The 20,780-nt window shown below is 48.4% G+C and carries 26 protein-coding genes; all 26 read left to right on the forward strand.

Going from position 1 to position 20,780, the window contains the following annotated elements; all coding sequences use genetic code 11:
- Nucleotides 1-113 precede the first annotated feature (113 nt).
- Nucleotides 114-557 carry a hypothetical protein gene (locus K8R57_02280; GenBank protein MCE9587121.1) on the forward strand — a complete coding sequence of 148 codons (444 nt, stop codon included), beginning with the start codon at nucleotides 114-116 and terminating at the stop codon, nucleotides 555-557.
- Nucleotides 554-829 carry a hypothetical protein gene (locus K8R57_02285; GenBank protein ID MCE9587122.1) on the forward strand — a complete coding sequence of 92 codons (276 nt, stop codon included), beginning with the start codon at nucleotides 554-556 and terminating at the stop codon, nucleotides 827-829. Before K8R57_02280 ends, K8R57_02285 begins: the two co-directional genes overlap by 4 nt.
- 132 nt (nucleotides 830-961) lie before the next feature.
- Nucleotides 962-1,843, forward strand: a complete 882-nt coding sequence (rfbA, locus tag K8R57_02290; protein ID MCE9587123.1) for a glucose-1-phosphate thymidylyltransferase RfbA — start codon at nucleotides 962-964, stop codon at nucleotides 1,841-1,843.
- Nucleotides 1,844-2,111: 268 nt separating this feature from the next.
- Nucleotides 2,112-2,552 (forward strand): PIN domain-containing protein, encoded by a 441-nt coding sequence (locus K8R57_02295; protein ID MCE9587124.1) that lies wholly within the window; start codon nucleotides 2,112-2,114, stop codon nucleotides 2,550-2,552.
- A gap of 69 nt (nucleotides 2,553-2,621) precedes the next feature.
- Nucleotides 2,622-3,173, forward strand: coding sequence for a dTDP-4-dehydrorhamnose 3,5-epimerase (gene rfbC / locus K8R57_02300; protein MCE9587125.1), 552 nt, complete (start codon nucleotides 2,622-2,624; stop codon nucleotides 3,171-3,173).
- A gap of 77 nt (nucleotides 3,174-3,250) precedes the next feature.
- Complete coding sequence (locus K8R57_02305) at nucleotides 3,251-4,018, forward strand: ABC transporter permease (GenBank protein MCE9587126.1); 768 nt, start codon at nucleotides 3,251-3,253, stop codon at nucleotides 4,016-4,018.
- A 124-nt stretch (nucleotides 4,019-4,142) separates the two neighbouring features.
- Complete coding sequence (locus K8R57_02310; protein MCE9587127.1) at nucleotides 4,143-4,349, forward strand: AbrB/MazE/SpoVT family DNA-binding domain-containing protein; 207 nt, start codon at nucleotides 4,143-4,145, stop codon at nucleotides 4,347-4,349.
- Nucleotides 4,346-4,705, forward strand: coding sequence for a type II toxin-antitoxin system VapC family toxin (locus K8R57_02315; GenBank protein MCE9587128.1), 360 nt, complete (start codon nucleotides 4,346-4,348; stop codon nucleotides 4,703-4,705). The genes K8R57_02310 and K8R57_02315 overlap by 4 nt, the downstream gene beginning before the upstream one ends.
- 560 nt (nucleotides 4,706-5,265) lie before the next feature.
- Nucleotides 5,266-5,703, forward strand: a complete 438-nt coding sequence (locus K8R57_02320; GenBank protein ID MCE9587129.1) for a VapC toxin family PIN domain ribonuclease — start codon at nucleotides 5,266-5,268, stop codon at nucleotides 5,701-5,703.
- A 69-nt stretch (nucleotides 5,704-5,772) separates the two neighbouring features.
- A complete protein-coding gene (locus tag K8R57_02325) occupies nucleotides 5,773-6,030 on the forward strand; it encodes an antitoxin (GenBank protein ID MCE9587130.1) in 258 nt (85 codons plus the stop codon).
- The gene (locus tag K8R57_02330) at nucleotides 6,031-6,474 is read left to right on the forward strand and encodes a type II toxin-antitoxin system VapC family toxin (GenBank protein MCE9587131.1); all 444 of its coding nucleotides are present in this window, start codon (nucleotides 6,031-6,033) and stop codon (nucleotides 6,472-6,474) included.
- Nucleotides 6,475-6,849: 375 nt separating this feature from the next.
- Nucleotides 6,850-7,581, forward strand: coding sequence for an ABC transporter ATP-binding protein (locus tag K8R57_02335; GenBank protein MCE9587132.1), 732 nt, complete (start codon nucleotides 6,850-6,852; stop codon nucleotides 7,579-7,581).
- Nucleotides 7,582-7,708: 127 nt separating this feature from the next.
- Nucleotides 7,709-8,464: a glycosyltransferase gene (locus tag K8R57_02340; protein MCE9587133.1), complete on the forward strand. Its 756-nt coding sequence runs from the start codon at nucleotides 7,709-7,711 to the stop codon at nucleotides 8,462-8,464.
- Between the two features lie 6 nt (nucleotides 8,465-8,470).
- Nucleotides 8,471-9,973, forward strand: coding sequence for a hypothetical protein (locus K8R57_02345; GenBank protein ID MCE9587134.1), 1,503 nt, complete (start codon nucleotides 8,471-8,473; stop codon nucleotides 9,971-9,973).
- A gap of 24 nt (nucleotides 9,974-9,997) precedes the next feature.
- Nucleotides 9,998-10,627, forward strand: coding sequence for a class I SAM-dependent methyltransferase (locus tag K8R57_02350; protein ID MCE9587135.1), 630 nt, complete (start codon nucleotides 9,998-10,000; stop codon nucleotides 10,625-10,627).
- Nucleotides 10,628-10,639: 12 nt separating this feature from the next.
- Nucleotides 10,640-11,455 carry a class I SAM-dependent methyltransferase gene (locus K8R57_02355; protein ID MCE9587136.1) on the forward strand — a complete coding sequence of 272 codons (816 nt, stop codon included), beginning with the start codon at nucleotides 10,640-10,642 and terminating at the stop codon, nucleotides 11,453-11,455.
- Nucleotides 11,442-12,242, forward strand: a complete 801-nt coding sequence (locus K8R57_02360; protein MCE9587137.1) for a glycosyltransferase family 2 protein — start codon at nucleotides 11,442-11,444, stop codon at nucleotides 12,240-12,242. The genes K8R57_02355 and K8R57_02360 overlap by 14 nt, the downstream gene beginning before the upstream one ends.
- The gene (locus K8R57_02365; GenBank protein ID MCE9587138.1) at nucleotides 12,239-12,766 is read left to right on the forward strand and encodes an acyltransferase; all 528 of its coding nucleotides are present in this window, start codon (nucleotides 12,239-12,241) and stop codon (nucleotides 12,764-12,766) included. Before K8R57_02360 ends, K8R57_02365 begins: the two co-directional genes overlap by 4 nt.
- A gap of 21 nt (nucleotides 12,767-12,787) precedes the next feature.
- Entirely contained in the window at nucleotides 12,788-13,846 is a 1,059-nt protein-coding gene (locus K8R57_02370) for a glycosyltransferase (GenBank protein ID MCE9587139.1), read from the forward strand.
- 70 nt (nucleotides 13,847-13,916) lie between these two features.
- Entirely contained in the window at nucleotides 13,917-15,086 is a 1,170-nt protein-coding gene (locus K8R57_02375) for a glycosyltransferase family 4 protein (GenBank protein ID MCE9587140.1), read from the forward strand.
- Nucleotides 15,087-15,237: 151 nt separating this feature from the next.
- Nucleotides 15,238-16,341 (forward strand): rhamnan synthesis F family protein, encoded by a 1,104-nt coding sequence (locus K8R57_02380; protein MCE9587141.1) that lies wholly within the window; start codon nucleotides 15,238-15,240, stop codon nucleotides 16,339-16,341.
- Nucleotides 16,342-16,354: 13 nt separating this feature from the next.
- A complete protein-coding gene (locus tag K8R57_02385) occupies nucleotides 16,355-17,500 on the forward strand; it encodes an acyltransferase (GenBank protein ID MCE9587142.1) in 1,146 nt (381 codons plus the stop codon).
- A gap of 179 nt (nucleotides 17,501-17,679) precedes the next feature.
- The gene (locus tag K8R57_02390) at nucleotides 17,680-17,922 is read left to right on the forward strand and encodes a hypothetical protein (protein MCE9587143.1); all 243 of its coding nucleotides are present in this window, start codon (nucleotides 17,680-17,682) and stop codon (nucleotides 17,920-17,922) included.
- Nucleotides 17,919-18,362 (forward strand): type II toxin-antitoxin system VapC family toxin, encoded by a 444-nt coding sequence (locus K8R57_02395; protein ID MCE9587144.1) that lies wholly within the window; start codon nucleotides 17,919-17,921, stop codon nucleotides 18,360-18,362. The genes K8R57_02390 and K8R57_02395 overlap by 4 nt, the downstream gene beginning before the upstream one ends.
- Nucleotides 18,363-18,449: 87 nt before the next feature.
- Nucleotides 18,450-19,307, forward strand: coding sequence for a hypothetical protein (locus K8R57_02400; GenBank protein MCE9587145.1), 858 nt, complete (start codon nucleotides 18,450-18,452; stop codon nucleotides 19,305-19,307).
- Nucleotides 19,304-20,776 (forward strand): hypothetical protein, encoded by a 1,473-nt coding sequence (locus K8R57_02405; protein MCE9587146.1) that lies wholly within the window; start codon nucleotides 19,304-19,306, stop codon nucleotides 20,774-20,776. Before K8R57_02400 ends, K8R57_02405 begins: the two co-directional genes overlap by 4 nt.
- Nucleotides 20,777-20,780 lie beyond the last annotated feature (4 nt).

Here is a 20,780-nt window from a genome sequence, read left to right on the forward strand (position 1 = left end):
CTTAAATCCTCCCCCTCTCTTTTCGCAGCTCTCGTCCCTCGACCTTCGACGCTCGACTTTTTTCTCCCTCTAACAGTCTTCAGCCTAAATAGCTTCTCCCCTTTCACTTCGCTATGCCTCTTCGGGAATTAAAAAATCCAAGTCAGATCGAAAGCTGGCTCATGGAATGGGGGAGTCAACTCACAGAATCAGGAAGCATGGTGCTGATCGGTTCTGGGGCTCTTTTGTGGCATGCTGCACAGCGCAATCTTGAGTTGCCGCTTCCTGAAAACAGCATGGATGTCGACCCGGTCACGGAAAGCGAACAAGTGGCGTTACTTGGTTACGAGGCCATGATCGGCAGTGATTTTGAGAAAAGCCACGGATGGCATGTCAACCTCATGCCGATAGCCGTTCTTTCCGAGATGCCCGCTGATTGGAAATCCAGATCATTTAGGAAAACCTATGGTCTGCTGGAAGTCATCGTGCCTTCTGTTGATGATCTCCTTATTCCTAAACTCAAGAGGGGAGAGCCCCGGGACAAAGCCCACGCAGAGTGGGCAAGGAAGGTGCTATGAGCATTTGGGGAAATTATCCAAACTATCAGGACATCGCCCGACTCGAGTATGGGCGCTTGCTTTGGAACTCTGGCGCGCGGTCACGACTGCTGGCCCACTGGTTGAATCCTGAGCATCCCTACGCAGAAAGATTCCGCGGCAAACGAGCCCTAGTGGAACGGATTTTGGAGTCATCCCTCCCTGACGAGCAGCTTGATCATCAACTGCAGGCCGAGGGTCACAGCCTTCGCTCGATGATGCGTGAGATCCCACCTGTCTTCGGCAGTATCTAACTCTCTACTTTGAGCTCTCGCCTCTCGACCCTCGTTGCTGGGCTTTTTCTCCTCCTAACAGCCTACAGTCTATCCCGCTACACCCCTTTCACTCCCCCCAACTTCCATCTACCAACTCCCATATCCTAATCTATGAATCGTAAAGGCATAGTTCTCGCCGGCGGATCCGGCTCCCGTCTCCATCCCCTCACTCTCGGCGTCAGCAAGCAGCTCATGCCTGTCTACGACAAGCCGATGATCTACTACCCGATCTCGGTTTTGATGCTCGCTGGGATTCGGGAGATTCTCATCATCTCTACGCCACATGATCTGCCTTCATTTCGCAGACTCTTGGGGGACGGATCCCGCTACGGGGTACAATTCGAGTATGCCGAGCAACCCAGTCCCGATGGTCTTGCTCAAGCCTTCTTGATCGGTGCTGAGTTTTTGGCCGGAGCGCCCGCGGCCTTGGTACTGGGCGACAATCTCTTCTACGGGCACGATTTCACCGATACGCTGGCCGAGGCAAATGGAGATACAGAATGCGCTACCGTCTTTGGTTACGAAGTGGCGGATCCCTCCGCCTATGGAGTGGTGGAGTTTGATGCCAAGGGACAGGCGATCTCCTTGGAGGAGAAGCCATCTCATCCCAAGAGCCACTTCGCCGTTCCCGGACTCTACTTCTACAGCTCCGACGTCGTGGAGATGGCGCGCGGTTTGAAGCCCTCTCCACGCGGAGAACTCGAGATCACCGACCTGAATCGCCTCTACCTCGAGGCAGGACGCCTTCAGGTTCAGAAGCTTGGCCGTGGGACGGCATGGCTTGATACCGGCACCCATGAGTCCCTACTCGAGGCCGCGGACTTCGTCCGGGCCATTCAGAACAGACAAGGGCTTCGTATCGCCTGCTTGGAGGAGATTGGACTCCAAATGGGCTTCCTTGATGAGGAGGCCTTCGAGCGCTCCCTGGAGCCTCTGGGCAAATCTACTTACGGCACCTACCTCCGCGAGGTACTCAAGCGTCGGAAGAGGTAACTTGACATCTGATGCGTTATGCGTTAGCATCATACATCATGAGGACTACCATTGATATTGAGTCTCCTATTCTAGAGGAGTTGAAAAGAGTCCAGCAAGAGGAGGGCGTGTCCCTGGGGAAATTGGCATCCCGTCTCTTGGCAGACGCCTTGGCTTTTCGTAATAACAGAACAACGGGACCGGCTAGGCTTGTATGGAATACCGGTCGCATGGGAGCGCTAATTGATCTTAGCGATAAGGATGCTGTGTATCGAATTTTGGATAAACAATGAGCTATTCGATTGATACGAATATCCTCCTCTATGCTTCTGATCAGGAGTCGGTTCACCATCAAAAAGCGAAGCAATTCATGGAGAGCAGGGGAGATGACCCGGATTTGCTTTGCCTGACTTGGGGCATCCTCATGGGCTACCAGAGAATAGCAACCCACCCCTCTATTTTCAGAAACCCGCTAAGTGCCCAACAGGCTTGGGAAAATGTAGAAAGCCTCTTGTCTCTCCCGCGTTGCCGAGTGACCGGCGAGCAGGAGGGATTCGCGGGGGAATACGCCCAGTTATCCAACTTGGTTGGGGTGAAGGGAAATCTTGTCCCCGATGCACACCTGGCTGTGATTCTAAAACAGCATGGCGTTTTGAGAATTTACACTGCCGATTCAGACTTCCGGAAGTTCGACTTCATGGAAGTGATCAACCCCTTGAGTGGCAACTAATCCGTTCCACTTATCCGACGGTTTCATTACTCATTCAGGTTTCAACTTTCAGGTTTCATCCTTCTCTCTATGATCAAATTCCCTACTAAAATCCATGACGCCTTCCTCCTCAAGCCCAAGGTCTTCGGCGACGCCCGAGGCTTCTTCCTCGAGTCGTGGAATAGGGACACCTTCCGGGACCTTGGCATCGATGCCGACTTTGTGCAGGACAACCATAGCCGCTCCGCGCGTCATGTCCTCCGAGGCCTCCACTACCAAGCTGGAGCCGCAGCACAGGGGAAGCTCGTCTGGGTGACTTCTGGTACTGTCTTCGATGTTCTGGTTGATCTCCGGCAAAGCTCGCCGACTTTCGGCTTTTGGGACGGCTACAGGCTCACGGCAGAAGTTCACGAGCGTCTCTGGGTTCCTCCTGGATGCGCTCATGGATTCCTAGTGGTGAGTGAAATCGCCGACTTCCACTACAAGGTCTCCTCACCCTACTCTCCATCTGACGAACGCTCCCTCCGTTGGGATGATCCAACGCTCTCCATCACATGGCCGCTTGATATCGGCATCTCACCACTCGTATCACAGAAGGACGCCATCGCGGCTTCCTTTGAGGACTGTGAGAAATACGATTAGGATCAGCTTGGAACTGAGGCCTTTTTTTCTAAGTACCAAAAGCGCCCAAGGCCTAAATCCCTAAAGTCTCACTTTTCATGACTTCAAACCTAGCCTACCAGTGGCGTCTCTTTACTACGCTGACTTGGACAAACTTCAAGATGCGCTACTACGGCAGCATCTTGGGCTACGTCTGGTCTCTTCTGAAGCCGCTTGCAATGTTCGGCGTTCTCTACATCGTCTTCACGGTGGTGATGAAGCAGTCGGCCCCTCACTACAAACTCTTCCTTCTGCTTGGAATCATCATCTGGGACTTCTTCGTACAAGGAACCATGGCTGGAATGAATGGCTTCATCGGCAACTATCAGATGATTAGAAAGGTCTATCTTCCTCGGATCATTCTTGTCATGGCAGCTGTCTCCGGTGCCTTTATCGGTTTTTTCTTCAACCTGATCGTTTTTCTGGTCTTTGCACTCCTTGATGGGGTCGACTGGTCGCTTCGGATGCTTTGGTTCATCCCCCTTGTTATCGCCCTCTACCTTCTGGTCATGGGGATAGGCCTTATCCTCAGTATCGTGGTGGTGAAGGTGCGCGATACCCTGAGTCTGTGGGAAGTGGTGACCCAGTTGGGGTTCTGGTTCACCCCAGTGATGTATCCCATGAGCAATGTGCCTGAGAAATACCGTTTCTTTGAATTTCTGAATCCCATGAGCGGTATTCTGGAGTATTCCCGCTATGTCCTGATTGGACTCGGCGGGCTGAGCAAGCTCGGATACTGCTATGTGCTTGGAGTTAGCCTGCTCGTCTTTTTCTTGGGAATTGCTGTCTTTAAATGGAAAGAAGGCGAGATGGTAGAGGATCTCTAGTCGCGAAGCGACTAGAAGAGGTATTTAGGAGTTCGCTTTTAGGAATTAGGATGAGAGATTACAAAATACTCAAGGTATCGGAACTTGCATCGATGAATAAACGGAATACAATTTATGTATCGATATGAATACCGTAACCGTTTCTCCAAAGTTTCAAGTAGTGATTCCCCGTCAGATCCGCAAGCGGATGGGCTTGGAGCCTGGGATGCGACTGCATGTTTTCAACCATGACGACCGCGTGGAGTTCATTCCTGTGCGCTCGCCCAAGTCCATGAGAGGATTCCTAAAGGGTATGGATACAACCATTGAGAGAGAGGAAGATCGCCTGTGAATGTGGTCGATTCCTCTGCTTGGCTGGAATATCTGGCGGGCACAGATCGAGCTGCACTTTTCGCCGAGGCAATTGAGGATACTGATAGACTCATTGTTCCTGTAATATCGATCTACGAAGTCTACAAAAAAGTTCTCAGAGACAAAGGTGAGGATATGGCCGCGCAAGTATTTGGTGTGATGAGTTTGGGGAGGGTTATCGAACTAGATGCCACCTTGGCCCTGGAGTCGGCTGGACTTCCCTTTCCCTTGGCGGACAGCATCATCTACGCAACGGCGCTGCGCCATGAGGCATTGCTCTGGACGCAGGATGCTCATTTTGAGGGGGTCAACGGAGTGCGGTACTTCAGGAAATAGATCCCTTCCGACCTCCACCCCCACGATCCTCCATTCACTCTCAAGCTCTCCTCTTTCACTTTCGCACTTTTTACCGCCTCCTGCTAGCTCTCGACTCTCGTCCTTCGTCTCTCGACTCAGTTTTTTAGCCTCCCGCTTTCCTTCACCTCGGCATACCTTTCCACTTTTTACCTTTAACCTTTTACTGCCCCCAAGTGGCTCTCGACCTCTCGACCTCTCGTCGCTCGACTCCGCCATTTTCCCTTTAACTTTCTGGGTCATATTATTATTGCGTACAGAGAAGAAATTGACGAAATGATGCTGTGATGTTATGATGCGAAAATGAGAACAACGCTTGAAATTGAAGATGATGTCTTGGAGGTGGCTAAAGATGTCGCCCGGCATCAATGTCTGAGCCTCGGGAAGGCAGTTTCACTCTTGATCCGCAAGGGAATACACTCCCCACAACGACAGCAGAAGGAAGTAGTTCGCAATGGGCTTCGGGTGGTAACCAGATCTCAGGATGCAGCGCCAGTAACATTGGAGATGGTCAATCAACTCAGGGACGAATGAGTCGCGAGATCAAGTTTCTGTTGGATGTAAATACCCTTGTGGCCCTCTTCGACGAGGCTCACATCCACCATTTTGCAGCCCATGCATGGTTTTCTCAATACGGAGCCCATGGATGGGCCACATGCCCGATTACAGAGAATGGAATATTGAGAATCCTCTCACATCCCGCCTATCCGAACTCTCCACTCCCGATGGCGGAACTGGCCGACCGCCTTGAGGAATTCAAGAAGGCATCAAGGGAGCACTCCTTCTGGAGCAATGATTACTCATTGTCCGAATGGCTTTCTGATAAGAGGCTAACAATTGGATCTGCTCATTCCACGGATGCTTACCTACTAAACCTTTGTAAGAGAAACAAAGGGGTGCTTGCCACCTTTGACCGTCGCATCAAGCCCTCACTTATTGGAGAAAAATCAGATGGATGTTTGGAATACATTCCTACTTAAAATCCAGCCTACTGCACTCTAAAGGAGTAAATATTGACAACAGAATAATGTTGGCATCATATTGATGGCATGACCAGAACGCAAATCCAGCTTCCTGAGCCTCTCTTCCTTCAAATCAAGAGGATCGCGAGTGCCCGTGATTGGTCTGTCGCAGAGCTTATCCGACGCGGGATGGAAGCGTACGTGAAGACAATGCCGGAAGCCGAACCTCAGAAAGGAAGTTGGAGTATGCCCGTGCTTCGCGGGAGTGGGGGGCATCTTATGGATCCGGCAAAGGCCTGTTCCGAGGCTAATGCGATAGAGAGTCGCCATCTGGATCATCAATAAATGCTCTCCGCTGATACCAACCTCTTTGTTCATGCGGCCGATCCCGATTCAGCTCAGCATAGCGCGGCCAGGAGTTTCTTTGATGACATCGAGTACACGGACGAGGAGTTTGTACTCTGCGAGCTCGTTCTGGTTGAGCTCTACATGCTTCTACGCAACCCGGCTGTCTTTGCGAGACCCTATACCGCGCTAGAGTCCGCTTCCTACTGTCTTGAGCTGAAGAAGAATCCATCCTGGAGGTGCGTCGATTACGATCCCGCTGTTTCAAAGAAGCTTTGGGACTACGCGACTGAGACCAAGGCCGGCTATAGACACATCATCGATGCACGCTTGGCCTTCACTCTCCAACATCATGGAGTGGATCGATTTGCCACCGTAAACCAAAAAGATTTCAAGGGATTTGGCTTCAAGGAAGTTTGGAACCCCTTGGCACTTGGAGTTTGAGATATCTTCTTCTCAGTTATTTTCGCTTTTCCCCATTCAGGTTTGCTTGCCCGGGCATTACTTCGCATCCATTACGGCAAGTTTCATCAAACCTCGGCTACCTTTCCACCTTCGAACATTTAACTTTTTTTACTGATTTCCCCATCAGCTTTTCTTTATCTCCCAACTGCCATCTTCCATCTTCTCAAACAGGCTTCCCCCTTATATTCTTTCTTAAAGCTCTCGACATTGACGCCACTTCCTCCCGGAAGCCGTGGCGCCCCGTTGGGGCTACGACTGAGTAGTAGTCTACCGCGCTCCTTCCCTGGAGCTTGGTTCGACCTCTCGACTCAGTTGATTTAGCCTTTAGCCTTCATCCTTTAGACTTTCCTCCGCATGCCTCCCGCCATCACTGTAAAAAACCTCTCCAAGACCTTCCGCCTGCCCGAGGAGCGCAGGGGAACGTTGCGTGAGCGTTTGATGAAGTTCGGTGTGAGAAACGAGCGGAAGGCTAAGGGGACCTTGGACGACATCAGCTTTGAGATCCAGCAGGGGGAGTTCTTTGGCATCATCGGGCGTAATGGCTCTGGGAAATCAACATTACTCAAGATCTTAGCCGGCATCTATAAGCCAGATAAAGGGAGTGAGTTCACCATCCATGGCCGTATCGCCCCCATGCTAGAGCTAGGAGTGGGATTCAATGCAGAACTGACCGGCCGAGAGAATGTCTACCTGAGCGCCACGATTCTTGGACTGAAAAAGAGCGAGATCGACGCGCGGTATGAGGAGATCGTTCGCTTTGCGGAGCTTGAGAACTTCATGGAACTACAGGTGAAGCATTATTCCAGCGGTATGTCTGTGAAACTAGGCTTCGCCATTGCTACACAGGTTGATGCTCCGATTATGCTCCTTGATGAGGTGTTAGCCGTTGGTGATTTTGTCTTTCAGGAGAAATGCTTCGCTCTCTTTGAGCAGTACAAGAAAGAGGGGAAAACTATCATCCTAGTCACCCACGATCCAGGAGCCATGGAACGCTTCGCCGACCGTGCCATCCTCATTCACGAATCAAAACTAGAGATGATAGGAGATCCCCAAGAGGTACTCGAGAAGTACCACGCACTGGGGTGAAACAAGAAAGTGTTTAGAATGAAGCGGTTAAGACTATAGTTTCTCTCTGAACCTGAAGTTTACCATAACATTTTCATCTCTTTCTTCATAAAGTGTTAACGCCTAATAGCCTTCCCTCTTTTTATCAGTGAGTAAAACACTCCTCGTCATCCCACATTATAATGATGCAGATAGGTTGGAGCCATTTCTGAAGAACCTGGTGGAAGTATTGCCCTCTCACTTCTCCATTCTTGTATCGGATGATGGGTCGGCTTCTGGCCAGAGAGAGAGATTGAACCAGGTTATTGGCAAATACACATCACCAGGCTCAGAGAGCGGCCCGATCGTTTTGCCCCCACATTTCGTGGAGAAAAATACAGGCAAGGGTGGCGCAGTTCGCAGGGGGTGGGACTACGGGGAGGCCCGTGAATTCTCTCTTTTGGCCTTTGCCGATGCAGACGGAGCTGTTTCCGTAACAGAGATCATGCGTGCCGAGCAGCATATCAGGAAAAATCACCAAGAAGTTGATGCCATCTTTGGGAGTCGCGTGAAAATGCTTGGCAGAACTGTGACCCGATCACTGAAGCGGCATCTTTCCGGCCGCATTTTTGCAACATTGGTTTCATGGCTGGGGAATGTGCCCGCCTATGATACTCAGTGCGGTCTGAAAATCCTCAAAACCGACACTTACAGAAAAATTCGACCTGGAATGCAGACTCTTGGATTCGCATTTGATGTGGAGCTCTGCCTGCTCCTTCAGGCGTCAGAGAGCAGAATGATAGAGTTTCCTATCGATTGGCATGATGTGCCGGGCAGCAAAGTGAGCCTCATTCGGGATTCGATCTTGATGGGAATTGAAGTTGTCCGGATTTCCCGTTGCGTGCAATCTATCCAGCCGAATTAAAAACGCATGGAACTCTGTGAGAAAAAGGCTATTGATCTTTCCAAGTTATGGATCCATGTAGCGCTGATCCTTCTTGCCGGGATTGTCTTTTGCGGATGGGGGCTGAGCCGCACGAATTTCTTCCAGTTCGACGACTACATATGGCAGTGGAGAACGCTGAACACATCCTTCGGCGACCTCTTCAACGTCATCCCTAATGCTCCCTACAACGACCGCCCGGTCGGGGCTGTATTGATTAAGGGTCTGTTCTCCCTGTTCGGGATGAACGAGGTCGCCCATCATGCCGTACTCCTGCTCATCCATCTGGTTAGCAGCCTGCTCCTGTACGCCGTCATGAGTCTCATTCTCCGGGACTACCTCGGGAATCCATCCCGTAAATGGATGGGTGTACTACCATGGATTTCAGCAGTTCTCTTTGCTGGATGGTCGACATCGACGCTCAGAGCTGTTTACTGGGATTCGGCGGTCTTTGACCTGCTGGCGGGATTTTTTGTCCTCGTCGCCTCCTATTTCTACTTCCTGGCTCAGGACGGGAAGGGAAGAATCTGGAAATCCTTGATCTGCCTTCTCGCCTATGGTCTGGCCCTGCGATCGAAGGAGATGTCAGTTCTGCTTCCCTGTATGCTGGCCTGCATAACGGTTTGGCAGATCACTTGGAGTAGGAAGGAACTTGGGCGTCCTTTCTCGTGGAATCCCGCTCTATTGGGAGGGCTCTTGGTGCTGATGGTGGCCTATGTGAGTCGGATCCTCTGGATCAAGTCGAGAAATCACGATCTTGATGATCCGCTTAGCCCCTATTTCCTCTCCCATGACCCGCTGATTCTCCTGAGAAACCTGATCCGCTATCTGGCAATCTATTTCAATCCCTTCCAGGACGACTACATTGCATCAAACGGGGCTTGGTCGTGGCCGTTCTACGGATTCTGGGCGGTTCTATGTCTTGGCTTCCTCTGGCTCGCGGTCAGTGGCTACCTGAGGGATAGAAGCCCCCTGATTTTAATCCCACTTCTGTTCGTACTACTGATCGCACCGGTTCTACCCATGCAGAACATGCAGACCAGACTCTACCTCTACATCCCATCGATGATCCTTAGCATTCTGACAGCCACAGGACTCTGCTGGGTTGTTGGAGGAAAGAGGAGCAGTTCTGAAAACTGGCGACCTGTGGCAATTGCAGGAGTTGCATTCCTCATGCTGACATTCATCAGTACGAATGGGATGAATCGCACTTATCGAGGTTTTTATCTTTCAGTAGGACGGGAGAATAAAAAGATCTATAACTTCTTGAGTAAGATGCCCAGACCACCCCACGGAGCCACAGTTTGTCTGGTAAATGTTCCAGAATGGCTTGCTCCCTACTGTTTATTTGGAGAGGGGTCGGGTGGGGGAGATGTTCTAAGAAGCTATTATAATGATTCAAGCCTTAAAGCAGATACAGAAACAATGAAAATAACACCAAGAGACGGATGTGTAGTAATGGACTATAAATGTATAAGAAATGACAAATAATATAAAAAAGACATTTTTAAATTAATGATCACTAGGCTAAAATCTCAATACTACGAAAGAAAGTTTTCCAAACTTCCTATTGAAATCAGGAATTATGAACTAATCGAAGGATTTCTACAGCCAGAAGAAGCAGCAGCATTATATTACTTCTCTAAAAAAGTAAAAAATGGGGTGATTGTGGAAATTGGTTCATGGAAAGGAAAAAGCACTTTTTGCTTAGCTAGAGGCTTAAAAAATGGGAAAGTATTTGCAATTGATCCATTTAATGCAGCCGGCGAAACAGAGAGTGCTGAAAAATATGAAAAAGAAAAAGGTGAAAAAGAATTGATTTTGCAATTTAAAGAAGGGATGGCAAATTTAGGAGTGATTGATAAGATTGAAATATTACATGGCTATTCAAAAGATTTCGTAAATAATTTCAAAAAAATAAATCTTTTATTTATTGATGGAGATCATTCTATAGAAGGATGCCGCTTAGATTTTGAATATTTTGATAAGTTTATAGTTAAAGGGGGTTATATATTATTCCATGATTACTATGCCAATCGAGTAGAACTCGGGCCTACTTGGGTAATAAAAAATATAATTAATAAAAAGAAAGAATATAAGTTTTTACATTTATCGAAATCACTATGGATTGGCATTAAAGTATAATTAAAACAATATATGATATACAAAACACTTGAGATCTGCCCATTATGCAATAGTTCTGCTTCTAAAATAATTGCAAATGCAAGTGATAAAAAAATTATAATGTGTAAAATATGTGATAACGCATGGACTCACCCACTGCCGGATATTTACGATTATAAAAACAACGATTTTCATTCTGACGCGACTGAATCCCAAGTCAGTCAAATAATGGATATAGAGAATCTACCTAGCCAATGGAAAAAAAGTATTTACCAGCAAGTACGACATCTAAAAAGGTCCATACATAAGGATGCGAAAATACTTGAAATAGGATGCGGGGAAGGCCTTCTTTTAAACGAGTTATTTAAAGCGGGATATAATGTTACAGGAATCGAACCAAGCACGACTGCTAGCGAGAGGGCAAGAACAAAAGGCCTTAATGTAATCACGGGAGAGTTTCCAAACACAAATCTTGATAAAAAATACGATGTTATAATACTTTCTCATGTACTGGAGCATCTTCAGGATCCCGGTTTAATTATCCAAGAAATTAAAAAAGTGGGAGCAGGAGGCATGTTGTTTTTAGTGCAGGCCAACTATAAAGGAATCATTCCAACTATAGAAAAAGATCGGTGGTATGCATGGATGCCTAATCAGCACTTTTGGCATTTTACGCCGACTGGGTTGGGAAACTTTGTTAAATTTTATGGACTAAAATTATTAGATGTCGAAAATTCAACATTAGTGCACCCCAAAAAATGGTGGTGGGTGCAGATTCTTGGGAAATTCTACGGAGGATTTCTTGATCAATTTCATATTTTATTTATTATCCCAGATGCAAAAAAATAAAGCTGCTGTATTGATATCAGCGGTCGTTGTTACTTTTAATGAGGAGCGCCATCTAAGCGAATGCCTCCATAATATAAAATTCTGCGACGAAATTATAGTAGTTGATTTGGGTTCCACAGACCGATCTTTAGAAATTGCACGCTTAAGTGGTGCGAATATTATTTCCCATGAATGGGTGCCTGAAATCTCCTATATCAGGAAATATTTAATAGGCCTTACTAAAAATGAATGGGTGCTTTTAATCGACCCAGATGAAATATTTAATGAAAATATTGTTCAATGTATTATGGAAAATAAGGCGAAAATTGATTCTTCATCAATTATTTGCATTCCTACACAATTCTATTTTCTTGGAGAAAAACTCACTACTACAACCTGGGGGCAGCAAGAATTAAGAAAACAATTCTTATTTAATAAGAACCGATCTATTCAAGGAGATGACGTGCATCAGAACGCTGATTCGAATCAAGGATATCAAATATGGGATATGGTTCTTCCCGAAATGTATAAAATAAAACATTTCTGGATTGACACAATACGTCAACTTTTTGAAAAACATGATAGGTACATTAAACTAGAAGGGAAGGCCAGGTATAATAAAGGCATTAGATTTAGTTATATCCTGCTTTTTGTGCATACTTCAAGGGATTTATCATACAATCTCTTCGCATTAAGAGGGTTGACTGGTGGGTGGAGGGGTGTATTTTTGAGTTTCTTCCATGCATGGTATGAAATGTGTAGCCTTTTATCGCTTAAAAAATACGAGCGATCTTTAGTTCAAAAATGAAAATAACTGAATCATTCAGTTTTTATTGTATCAATCTCTCGGGAAAAATTCCGAGTCAGAGGATTCGCCATTTTATTTACCGCTTTTTTTACGGAATCAGATTGGGACTTAATTCAGTCATATATAATAGTTGTGAGATCAGGGATGCGCACAGGATATCCATTGGAAATCATAGCTGCATTGGAGATCAATGTATCTTGGATGGGCGCGGAGGACTAACCATTGGGAATTCGGTGAACTTCTCTACTGGTGTCTGGGTTTGGACTATGCAGCATCAAGTCAATGATCCGGACTTCGCCTGTGAATCTGCAGAGGTGGTTATCGAGGACTATGCCTGGGTTAGTTGCCGTTCGGTGATTCTCCCTGGTGTCCGCATCGGTAAAGGTGCAGTGGTGGCGGCGGGTGCTGTTGTCACGAAGAGCGTGGAGCCCTATTCGATCGTTGCTGGAGTTCCAGCCAAGAAAATCGGTGAACGTTCCCAAGATCTGAGATATGAACTCAAATCCTACATTCATTTCTGGTAGAAACTGAGATTTTGCTGATAAGTGAGAAAAGACGCCCATCAGATTTCGATTTGCATACCGGTTCTGAATGCGAGGCAATATCTCTCGGAGCGCTGGCATTCGATTTGCAACCAGACCTTTCAGGAATGGGAATTGATCGTCTGCGATAGCGGCTCCGATGATGGCTCCTGTGAGTTTATTCAAAGTATAGCTGCTACAGATCATCGGGTATCCCTCCATCGTGTTCTCAGACAAGGGATCTATGCCGGAATCAATGAGTGCATCCGTCGTGCATCAGGTGAATTCATCTATATTGCTACTGCCGATGACACGATGGAGCCAGAGTGCCTGGAGCGTTTGCTTGCAACGCTCCAGAATCATCCTGAGTGCGGTATCGCGCAATGTGCGCTGACAATTATTGATGGAAGTGGCATTTCATTGCCAGAGGGGAAGCAGTGGGAACGGTATACCCTCGGCATGTATAATCCTCAGCTGGTCTCCAGACGGAACAAGCGCATGGCCCCTCATGATGGTCTTCTGCATCCGGGGCTTCTGACCATCTACACGTCCCTGACCCAGTTACTCATAAGAAAGTCGGTCTTTGGTAGATGCGGTCTATTCGACGGCCGATGGGGTGCGATCAGCGACTTCGAGTGGGGGATGCGGGTAGGGTTGCTGGAAAACTGTGTCTATATTCCCGAAAAGCTCGCCACATGGCGCCATCATGCCAGTCAGGCCACGGATCATGCTGATACCTACGTGCGCCGGGAGAAGATGCTTCAGATGGTGGATGCCGCTTTCGAGAAGTCCGTCACGATTTCCGGAGGTGGCGTTCGTTCCTCATGGTCTCAATACGCTGGGCATCTACTTGAGCGAGATCTGATCCAGATGAGGATTCAGGAATGGAGGTCAGGGCAATGTACGCTCGGCATGTTGCTCCAGGAGATTCTGCTCCGACCGACTGCCTTTCTAGGGCATTTCAAGGATGTATTCCTGAACAAGCACTGGGGGCAATGGCATCATGGGAACAGGTATCGGATGATCAGCCGTCTTCTCAAAAAGTGTATGTCTCCGGAACCAGTGTTTCTGGATTCGAAGTAATTATTTTCTCCTGTCTGTGTTTGCAAAAATAGCCAGAGTTACAAAGGGATGCCTGTGGAAGCTGAGTTGCTTGAACACTCATTTTCGTGGAAGGAGAGAGCTGCCTAAGGGGAATGCCGTAAATCCGCTCATGCTCTTCATCGACCAGAGGGCTGCTAGAGGAGATGAGGATGCCGGTTCACGGCAGATGCTGAGTTATCTAAAGCTTTTCGCGGGGAGGGGATATCAAATCGTTTTCTGGTCCTATGATGGATGTGATGACCCTCAGTCTGTCCAAGTGTTGAATTCATTGGGTATCAAGGTTCTGCATAAGGCGCCCTACATCTTCAGCTTTGAGGATTGGATCAAGGCGTTCGGTAACGATCTTAAAGTTGTCTTCCTCAGTAGGCCGCACGTGGCGGTCCAATTTCTGAATGCTATCAAAAAAAATTCTAGTGCCTCGATTGTCTATTACGGCCATGACCTCCATGTGGAGCGGATGAATCTCCAGAACATCCTCGTTCCGGGATCATTCACCGAAGAGACGGTTGAAGCAGTCAAGAACATGGAGGAGGAGTGTTGGGATAAAAGCGATGTGATCCTCTACCCGTCCATTGATGAGGTGAACTTACTGCGTGAAAAGTATCCTCATCGAAGGATCAATATCCTGCCCATCGAATGCCGGGCAGACACAGAAATTAATGAAGCGGTGACTCCAAATGATTTTGGAGAGCGCGATGGAATGCTCTTTGTGGGAGGGTTCTCACATCTTCCCAATCAAGATGCCGTGCTCTGGTTTCTGAAGGAGGTCTATCCTCTCATGGCTAAGAAGCTTCCCGATCTTCATGTCTCAATTGCCGGAAATGCTCCCACCGACGAGATCAAGGCGCGGGCAAGTAAGCAGGTTGTCGTGACTGGGAGGGTCAGCGAAGAGGAGCTGCGCTCGCTTTATAACAAGGTGAAAGTTGTCGTGGCTCCTCTGCGTATTGGGGCGGGTGTGAAAGGAAAGGTCGTAGAGTCCCTCCGCATGGGAGTGCCTGTGGTGACAACCTCAATCGGTGTCCAGGGTTTGCCTGGATATGAGGATGCGATTGCAGTGGCCGATGATCCCGCAGATTTTGCAAAGGCTGTACAGGATCTCCTGCAGGATGAAGCTCTCTGGCAACGCCGTCGTGAAGCGGGGCTGAAGTATTACCGGGAGAACTTCTCTGAATCAGTGGTTGCCCCGAAGGTGCTGGACCTGCTGAACGGCGATCGTTAACTCCTCCTGTATAGTGACTAGCTCGGAACCCATCGATGATAATTCAAAGAAGTTCGATCAATTCGGCTTTTTAAGACGCTTTCCGAGGATCCACGAATTGCTCTCTAGGAGAGGCAAGCGTGACTCGTCTCCATTGGATGAGGATGGGCTAATGCTGGCAAAGGTGCTGCATCCCGACTATGTGGGTAGGCTCTGGCTGGAAAATCGTCATGACTGGGCCAGACGCTATATGGAGGCATGGCGCGCGGGACTTGAATTGCGAAAGCCCTTTCCAGGATTTCATCCAGGGATCTACCGTGATCACCACCCGGAGGTACGGGGTGATCCCACCATTGATTTCCTGAAGGCAGGGAGGCCAGAAGGCCCGTGGCTAACAGAAGTGATGAGGGAGGGTGGAGCAGAATGGTTAAAGGTTAAAAGTGATTGTGATAGGGAATACATAGCCGTGGGAACGGCTTGGATAGATCCCGCGACAGCGGGACCCCAGCGGGGCGAGCTGAGCGGGCGCGAACGAGTCAAAGGGAATAAGGAGCCAATCCAAGCGGCCCTGCATCTTCATCTGCATTATCCCGAGCAGGCAGATGTTCTAATTCGAGCCTTAGGGACGGCACGTCAGAAGCCCGACTTATTCATCAGTCTGACGAGTAAAGAGGGGAAGGTGTCAGTGAAAGGGCTGCTCGAGAAATACAGAGTGAAGTGTCGTGAGATTGCTGTTTTTCCGAATAGGGGCCGGGATCTGGGGCCATTCCTCACCGGCTTCCGCGAGTCGCTTCTGAATTATGAGATCGTGGGGCACTTTCATACGAAGGGATCCAAGCATGCGCCCCCGGATTTTGTGAAACGATGGAATGCTTTCCTCTCTGGAAATCTGATTGGCCTGTGCGGACAAATGATGGATACGATTTTGGATAGAATGGCCGCCGATTCAGGCATCGGGATTGTCTATCCTGACGACCCGATGATCTGGGGATGGTTTGAGAACTACACCATAGGAAAGACCCTTCTCGAAAAGCTGGGTCTAGCTATTCCGAATGAAAACACCTTCTTCAATTATCCAGCGGGATCGATGTTCTGGGCTAGAACCGCAGCTCTGAAGCCTTTGTTCGATCTCGGGCTTCGCTGGGAAGACTACCCAGAGGAGCCAATATCACAGGACGGCAGCATCCTGCATGCGATTGAGAGGCTTTTTGGGATCATTCCTGAGCAGATCGGCTACCGAACCTTGCTGACCCATGTTTCTGGCCTTATACGCTAAACCCCTATTTTCCATGATTTCATTCAACCGCAGTCTCCTTGGTCATCTCTCCGGTCAAAAGACTAATAACCTGAACCTGATCCGGCTTGTACTGGCACTGGCTGTGATTTATGCCCATGCCTATCCGCTATCGCTTGGGGCTGGAAGGGGAGTAGATCTGATAAACCGGCTTAGCCATGGGCAGCAAACAGCAGGTGGATTAGCTGTGGATCTCTTCTTCCTGATCAGTGGATTCCTAATCACGGCGAGTTGGCTGCACAGTAGTTCTATGCAGAATTTCCTGCAGCGTCGGGTGCTCCGTATCTATCCCGCGTATATGGTGACTCTGGCCTTCTGCGCGCTTCTGATCTGGGGAATCTGCCCCGCCTTCCGTGCCATGCCGGAGCATCGGGGCACACCCTATCTCCTTACGCTGATTTCCTGGGGGATTAATTTTTTCAAGGATTGTATCTTACTGACCTTCAACAGCATCAGCTGGAAGGGGGTCTTTGATGACAATCCCTATCCCGGATGTGCGAATGCCTCCCTCTGGACGATTCAGAAGGAGTTTTTCTGTTACCTGCTGGTGGCGGGTATTGGGCAGTTCGCCATCTTCAAGCATCGATGGCTGACGCTGCTTGCGGCATTGGTTATCTATGCCGCCTATGCGAAGGGATTGCTTGTGGGAGCTGACATGGAGCAAATGGACCGGCGTTATCTTTGCTATTTCTTTGTGGGGATGAATTTCTGGCTCTGGAGGGATAAGATTCCCTACGGCACATTACTCGCTGCGGGATGCTTGTTCCTTTTAGTCCTGGCATCACAGTTCAAGCCCTTCATCTCGATCCTGATGCCGGTGGCCGGTGGCTATCTGGTGCTATGGCTGGGATATGGTCCCAAGGTATCGATCTTCGACTGGACGCATCGCACCGATCTCTCCTACGGAACCTATCTCTATGCCTATCCGGTACAGCAGCTTTTTGCCATGAGCCCATCACTCAGAGATCCCTTGGTAAATTTTCTGCTGACCGTCCCCTGCGTGCTGGGATTGGCTTGGCTGAGCTGGAACCTGGTCGAGAAACGCTTCCTGATGCTTAAGAATTATCTGCCGATCGATCGGGATCCAGGGGAGGGGCCTGATGAAAGGCTAAAGGCTGAATTCGAAAGGCTAAAGGGCTAAAACAACTGAGTCGAAGGTCGATGGTCGAGCGTCGAGAGCCAGAAGAAGGTCTGATTCATGAAGGATGAAACTGGGAAAGACTATCCGAGAAGATGGGAGATGGAAGATGGAAGATGGAAGATGGAAGATGGGGCCAATTCTATTTTGACGCGATCCTCAAGATGTGTCACTTTGAGCACATGGTTGCCATCACGATCAGGGATCTCCATATGAAGACCGGTGACTGGGTCCGCAGGGCTGCCCGGCATGAGGGAATTGTGGTTCTCGACAGGAAGCATCCCGTGGCGAGGATTGTGCCTTTCAAGGAAGAGGAGTCGGGGGCGACCTTTGCCGATCGTAAGCTGGTACGAGGTTTCGCGAAGATGGCGCAACACAAGGGAGATTCGGCTGGATTTATCTCCGAGGATCGCGACCGGGCATGATGTATTTCGACACGGCCTATCTGGCCAAGTGCTATCTCAATGAGCATGGCAGCAAGGAGGTGCGGGATCTCGCGGCAGCTGGCGGGAAGATTGCCTGTTGTGAGTTCGGACGGATCGAGCTTGCGGCGACATTCCACCGCAATCTGCGTCAAGCGACGATCTCCTCCGCCGAGTTTCTTCTCCTCTGGAAGCAGTTCGATCTGGATGAAGGGAACCGCCTCTGGACTTGGCTCACCGTTAACCACGAGTTGTTTGCCGACGTGACAACACGTTTTCGCAAACTGGCGCCTTCTGTTTACCTGCGCTCAGCCGATGCCCTTCATCTTGCCTGCGCGGTGGAACACGGATTCCGGGAAATTCATAGCAACGACGCTCATTTGCTGGCCGCTGCCAAGGCATTCCGGATCAAGGGAGTGAATGTGGTTCCTCCAGTAAAATGAAAGCCAAAGGCTTTAGCGATTTAGGCATTAGGGGATACAAAGTCTAATGTCTGAAGGCTGAAGACTAAAAAAGGAATCAAGCAGGAGATGCCAAAACACTCAGAATGCCAGATTGTTGTTCCGATGTATCGGTCGGAATTGACGGCCGATGAGGAGATCTCGTTAGCCTCAATCCGCAAGCATCTGAGCGGATATGGGATTTGTTTTATCGCGCCTGAGTCTCTGGATCTCTCCGGAGTCCTACGGTCGGGTGAGGAGGTCGAGAGATTCTCTGATGAGTTTTTCTCAGGAATCGAGGGATACAACCGACTGCTCAAGTCGAGTCGCTTCTATGAGAGATTTCAGGAGAGTTACTATATCCTGATTGCCCAGCTAGATTGCCTGATCTTCAGCAGCAATTTGAATGAGTGGATGGATAGGGGATGGGACTATCTCGCAGCGCCCTGGTTCAAGGGTTTCTCCGAGAATCACAAGTCAGGGCTCTGGCGGGCAGGGAACGGAGGACTTTCACTGAGACGGGTGGAGTCTTATCTCCGAGTTCTGAGGCAGTCTATCATTGCTGGATCAATTTACCCGCGATGGGGGCACTATGCGTGGAAGCCTCCGTTCGAGTCCATGGAGCCTGGGCTCTATCTAAAAGTATCGGCGCTTCACGGGATCAATCCCTTTGCCCGGCAGTATTCCGTGGAAGACGAGCTGAGTCGCTTTACCTACAATGAGGATGTTTTCTGGGCTATTGAGGCGCCCAAATTTGATCCCTCATTTCAGGTTGCACCCGCGGAGCCTGCGCTCTCGTTTGCCTTTGAGGTTTCACCTAAATGGTCCTATGAGAAGAATGGGAGAAAATTACCATTCGGATGTCATGCATGGACGCGGTATGATCGTTGTTTCTGGAAAGAGATTATATCAAAGATAATAGAAGCGGCAAAAAATCAAACAGTATGACAAAAATAGATTTAGGGATTCTTGTTACACTGATCGTAGTTTTAGTCACTGGTATTTTGATGATGCCTGCCGAAGAATGTTCCGGCGATGCAATGGCAGTCAGGGTAGAAACCGTACATTTACTAAAAGAAGGAAAGCTGGGTGTTCCGGAGGAAATAGCAACAAAGTACTGGGGTGATAAAGGTATGTTCTTTTGTAAGAATGAGGTGACAGGAAAATGGTTTCCAAAATATGGGGTTATAAATTCCCTAATATACGTCCCTGCGCTGAGATTGGAGCAACTGCTCGAGGGTAAGTTGGAATACCCAATAAGTCCTCTCAGGCTACTGTTGCTTAACATTCATAATATAGTGCTTTCTTTAATGTGTGCCGCGCTTTTTTATCTCACAGTGCGACTTTTCACTCAAAGCCAAACTGTGGCGTGTATTTATGTCTTAAGCATAATTTACATGACCTTTTGTTGGTACTACTTCAGGGCACAGATTTTTGAAATCCACGCCTTGCTGTTTCTTTCGGGGGCATTCTACTCCGCATTCAGGGGGCGCCGCGAATTACTCATTCAAGGAATTAGTGTGATAGCGGGATCTGTACGAGCCTGGATATTGGCATGTGCTCTCTTCTTGGGAGTATTAATTCTTTCTAAGACTCTATATGTCGTTCTGTTGCCGGCTTTTTTCGCATTCTTCTTTTTATCACTCAAAGAAGCAAATAATCGGGTCAGATTGATCGGATTAGCTTGGTTCTGTATTCCGGTCGGCCTCCTCTGTACAATTCTTCTTGCGCTGAATCATTTTAAATTTGGATCTATCTATAATACTGGTTATTCTCAATGGGTTGCTGAAAGCAAGCCACTTTCGGGTGATGTCATCAAGGGGATGTGGGGATATATATTTGATGGGCAGTGGGGAGTCTTATCCTGTTTTCCAATAATTATGATCGCCTTTTTTTATTGGAGAAGGTTCTATAATATGAACCGAATAGAAGCAGTCATGATTCTATCTACGGCGGCCATCATTCTGGCAATTAATTCATGTTTTATCAATTGGCGAGGGACTTGGTGTTATGGGCCAAGATACTTGCTGCCGATCCTTTCCTTGGTTGGAATGCCTGCAATTTATCTACTGGAAGATGTTTCCTCTATAAAGAAACAGTGGGCCAGAATAGCAAGTGTTCTGGGGCTGTTGTTCTTCGGAATATCATTGATAGCCATCCAATCCTTTGTGATCCGATTGCCATTTTATACATGGTATCAGCTTGATGCAATAGTCGCCAAGCAATATAGCTCTAAAACTGCACGCTATATGTTCGAAACTCCATATTGGCTTATCAATCGTGATATCGTCGCTATGCAAACAGGAGGTAACTCCGCCCTGTCTGAGCTTTTAAAAAGTGAACTGCCTCGCGATCAGAAACAACGGGCAGAAGAGTTGATCTTTACGCTCAAACCCAACTATTACTGGTTTAGATGATCGG

The organism is Verrucomicrobiota bacterium, from assembly GCA_021413925.1.
GTDB lineage: Bacteria > Verrucomicrobiota > Verrucomicrobiia > Chthoniobacterales > UBA6821 > UBA6821.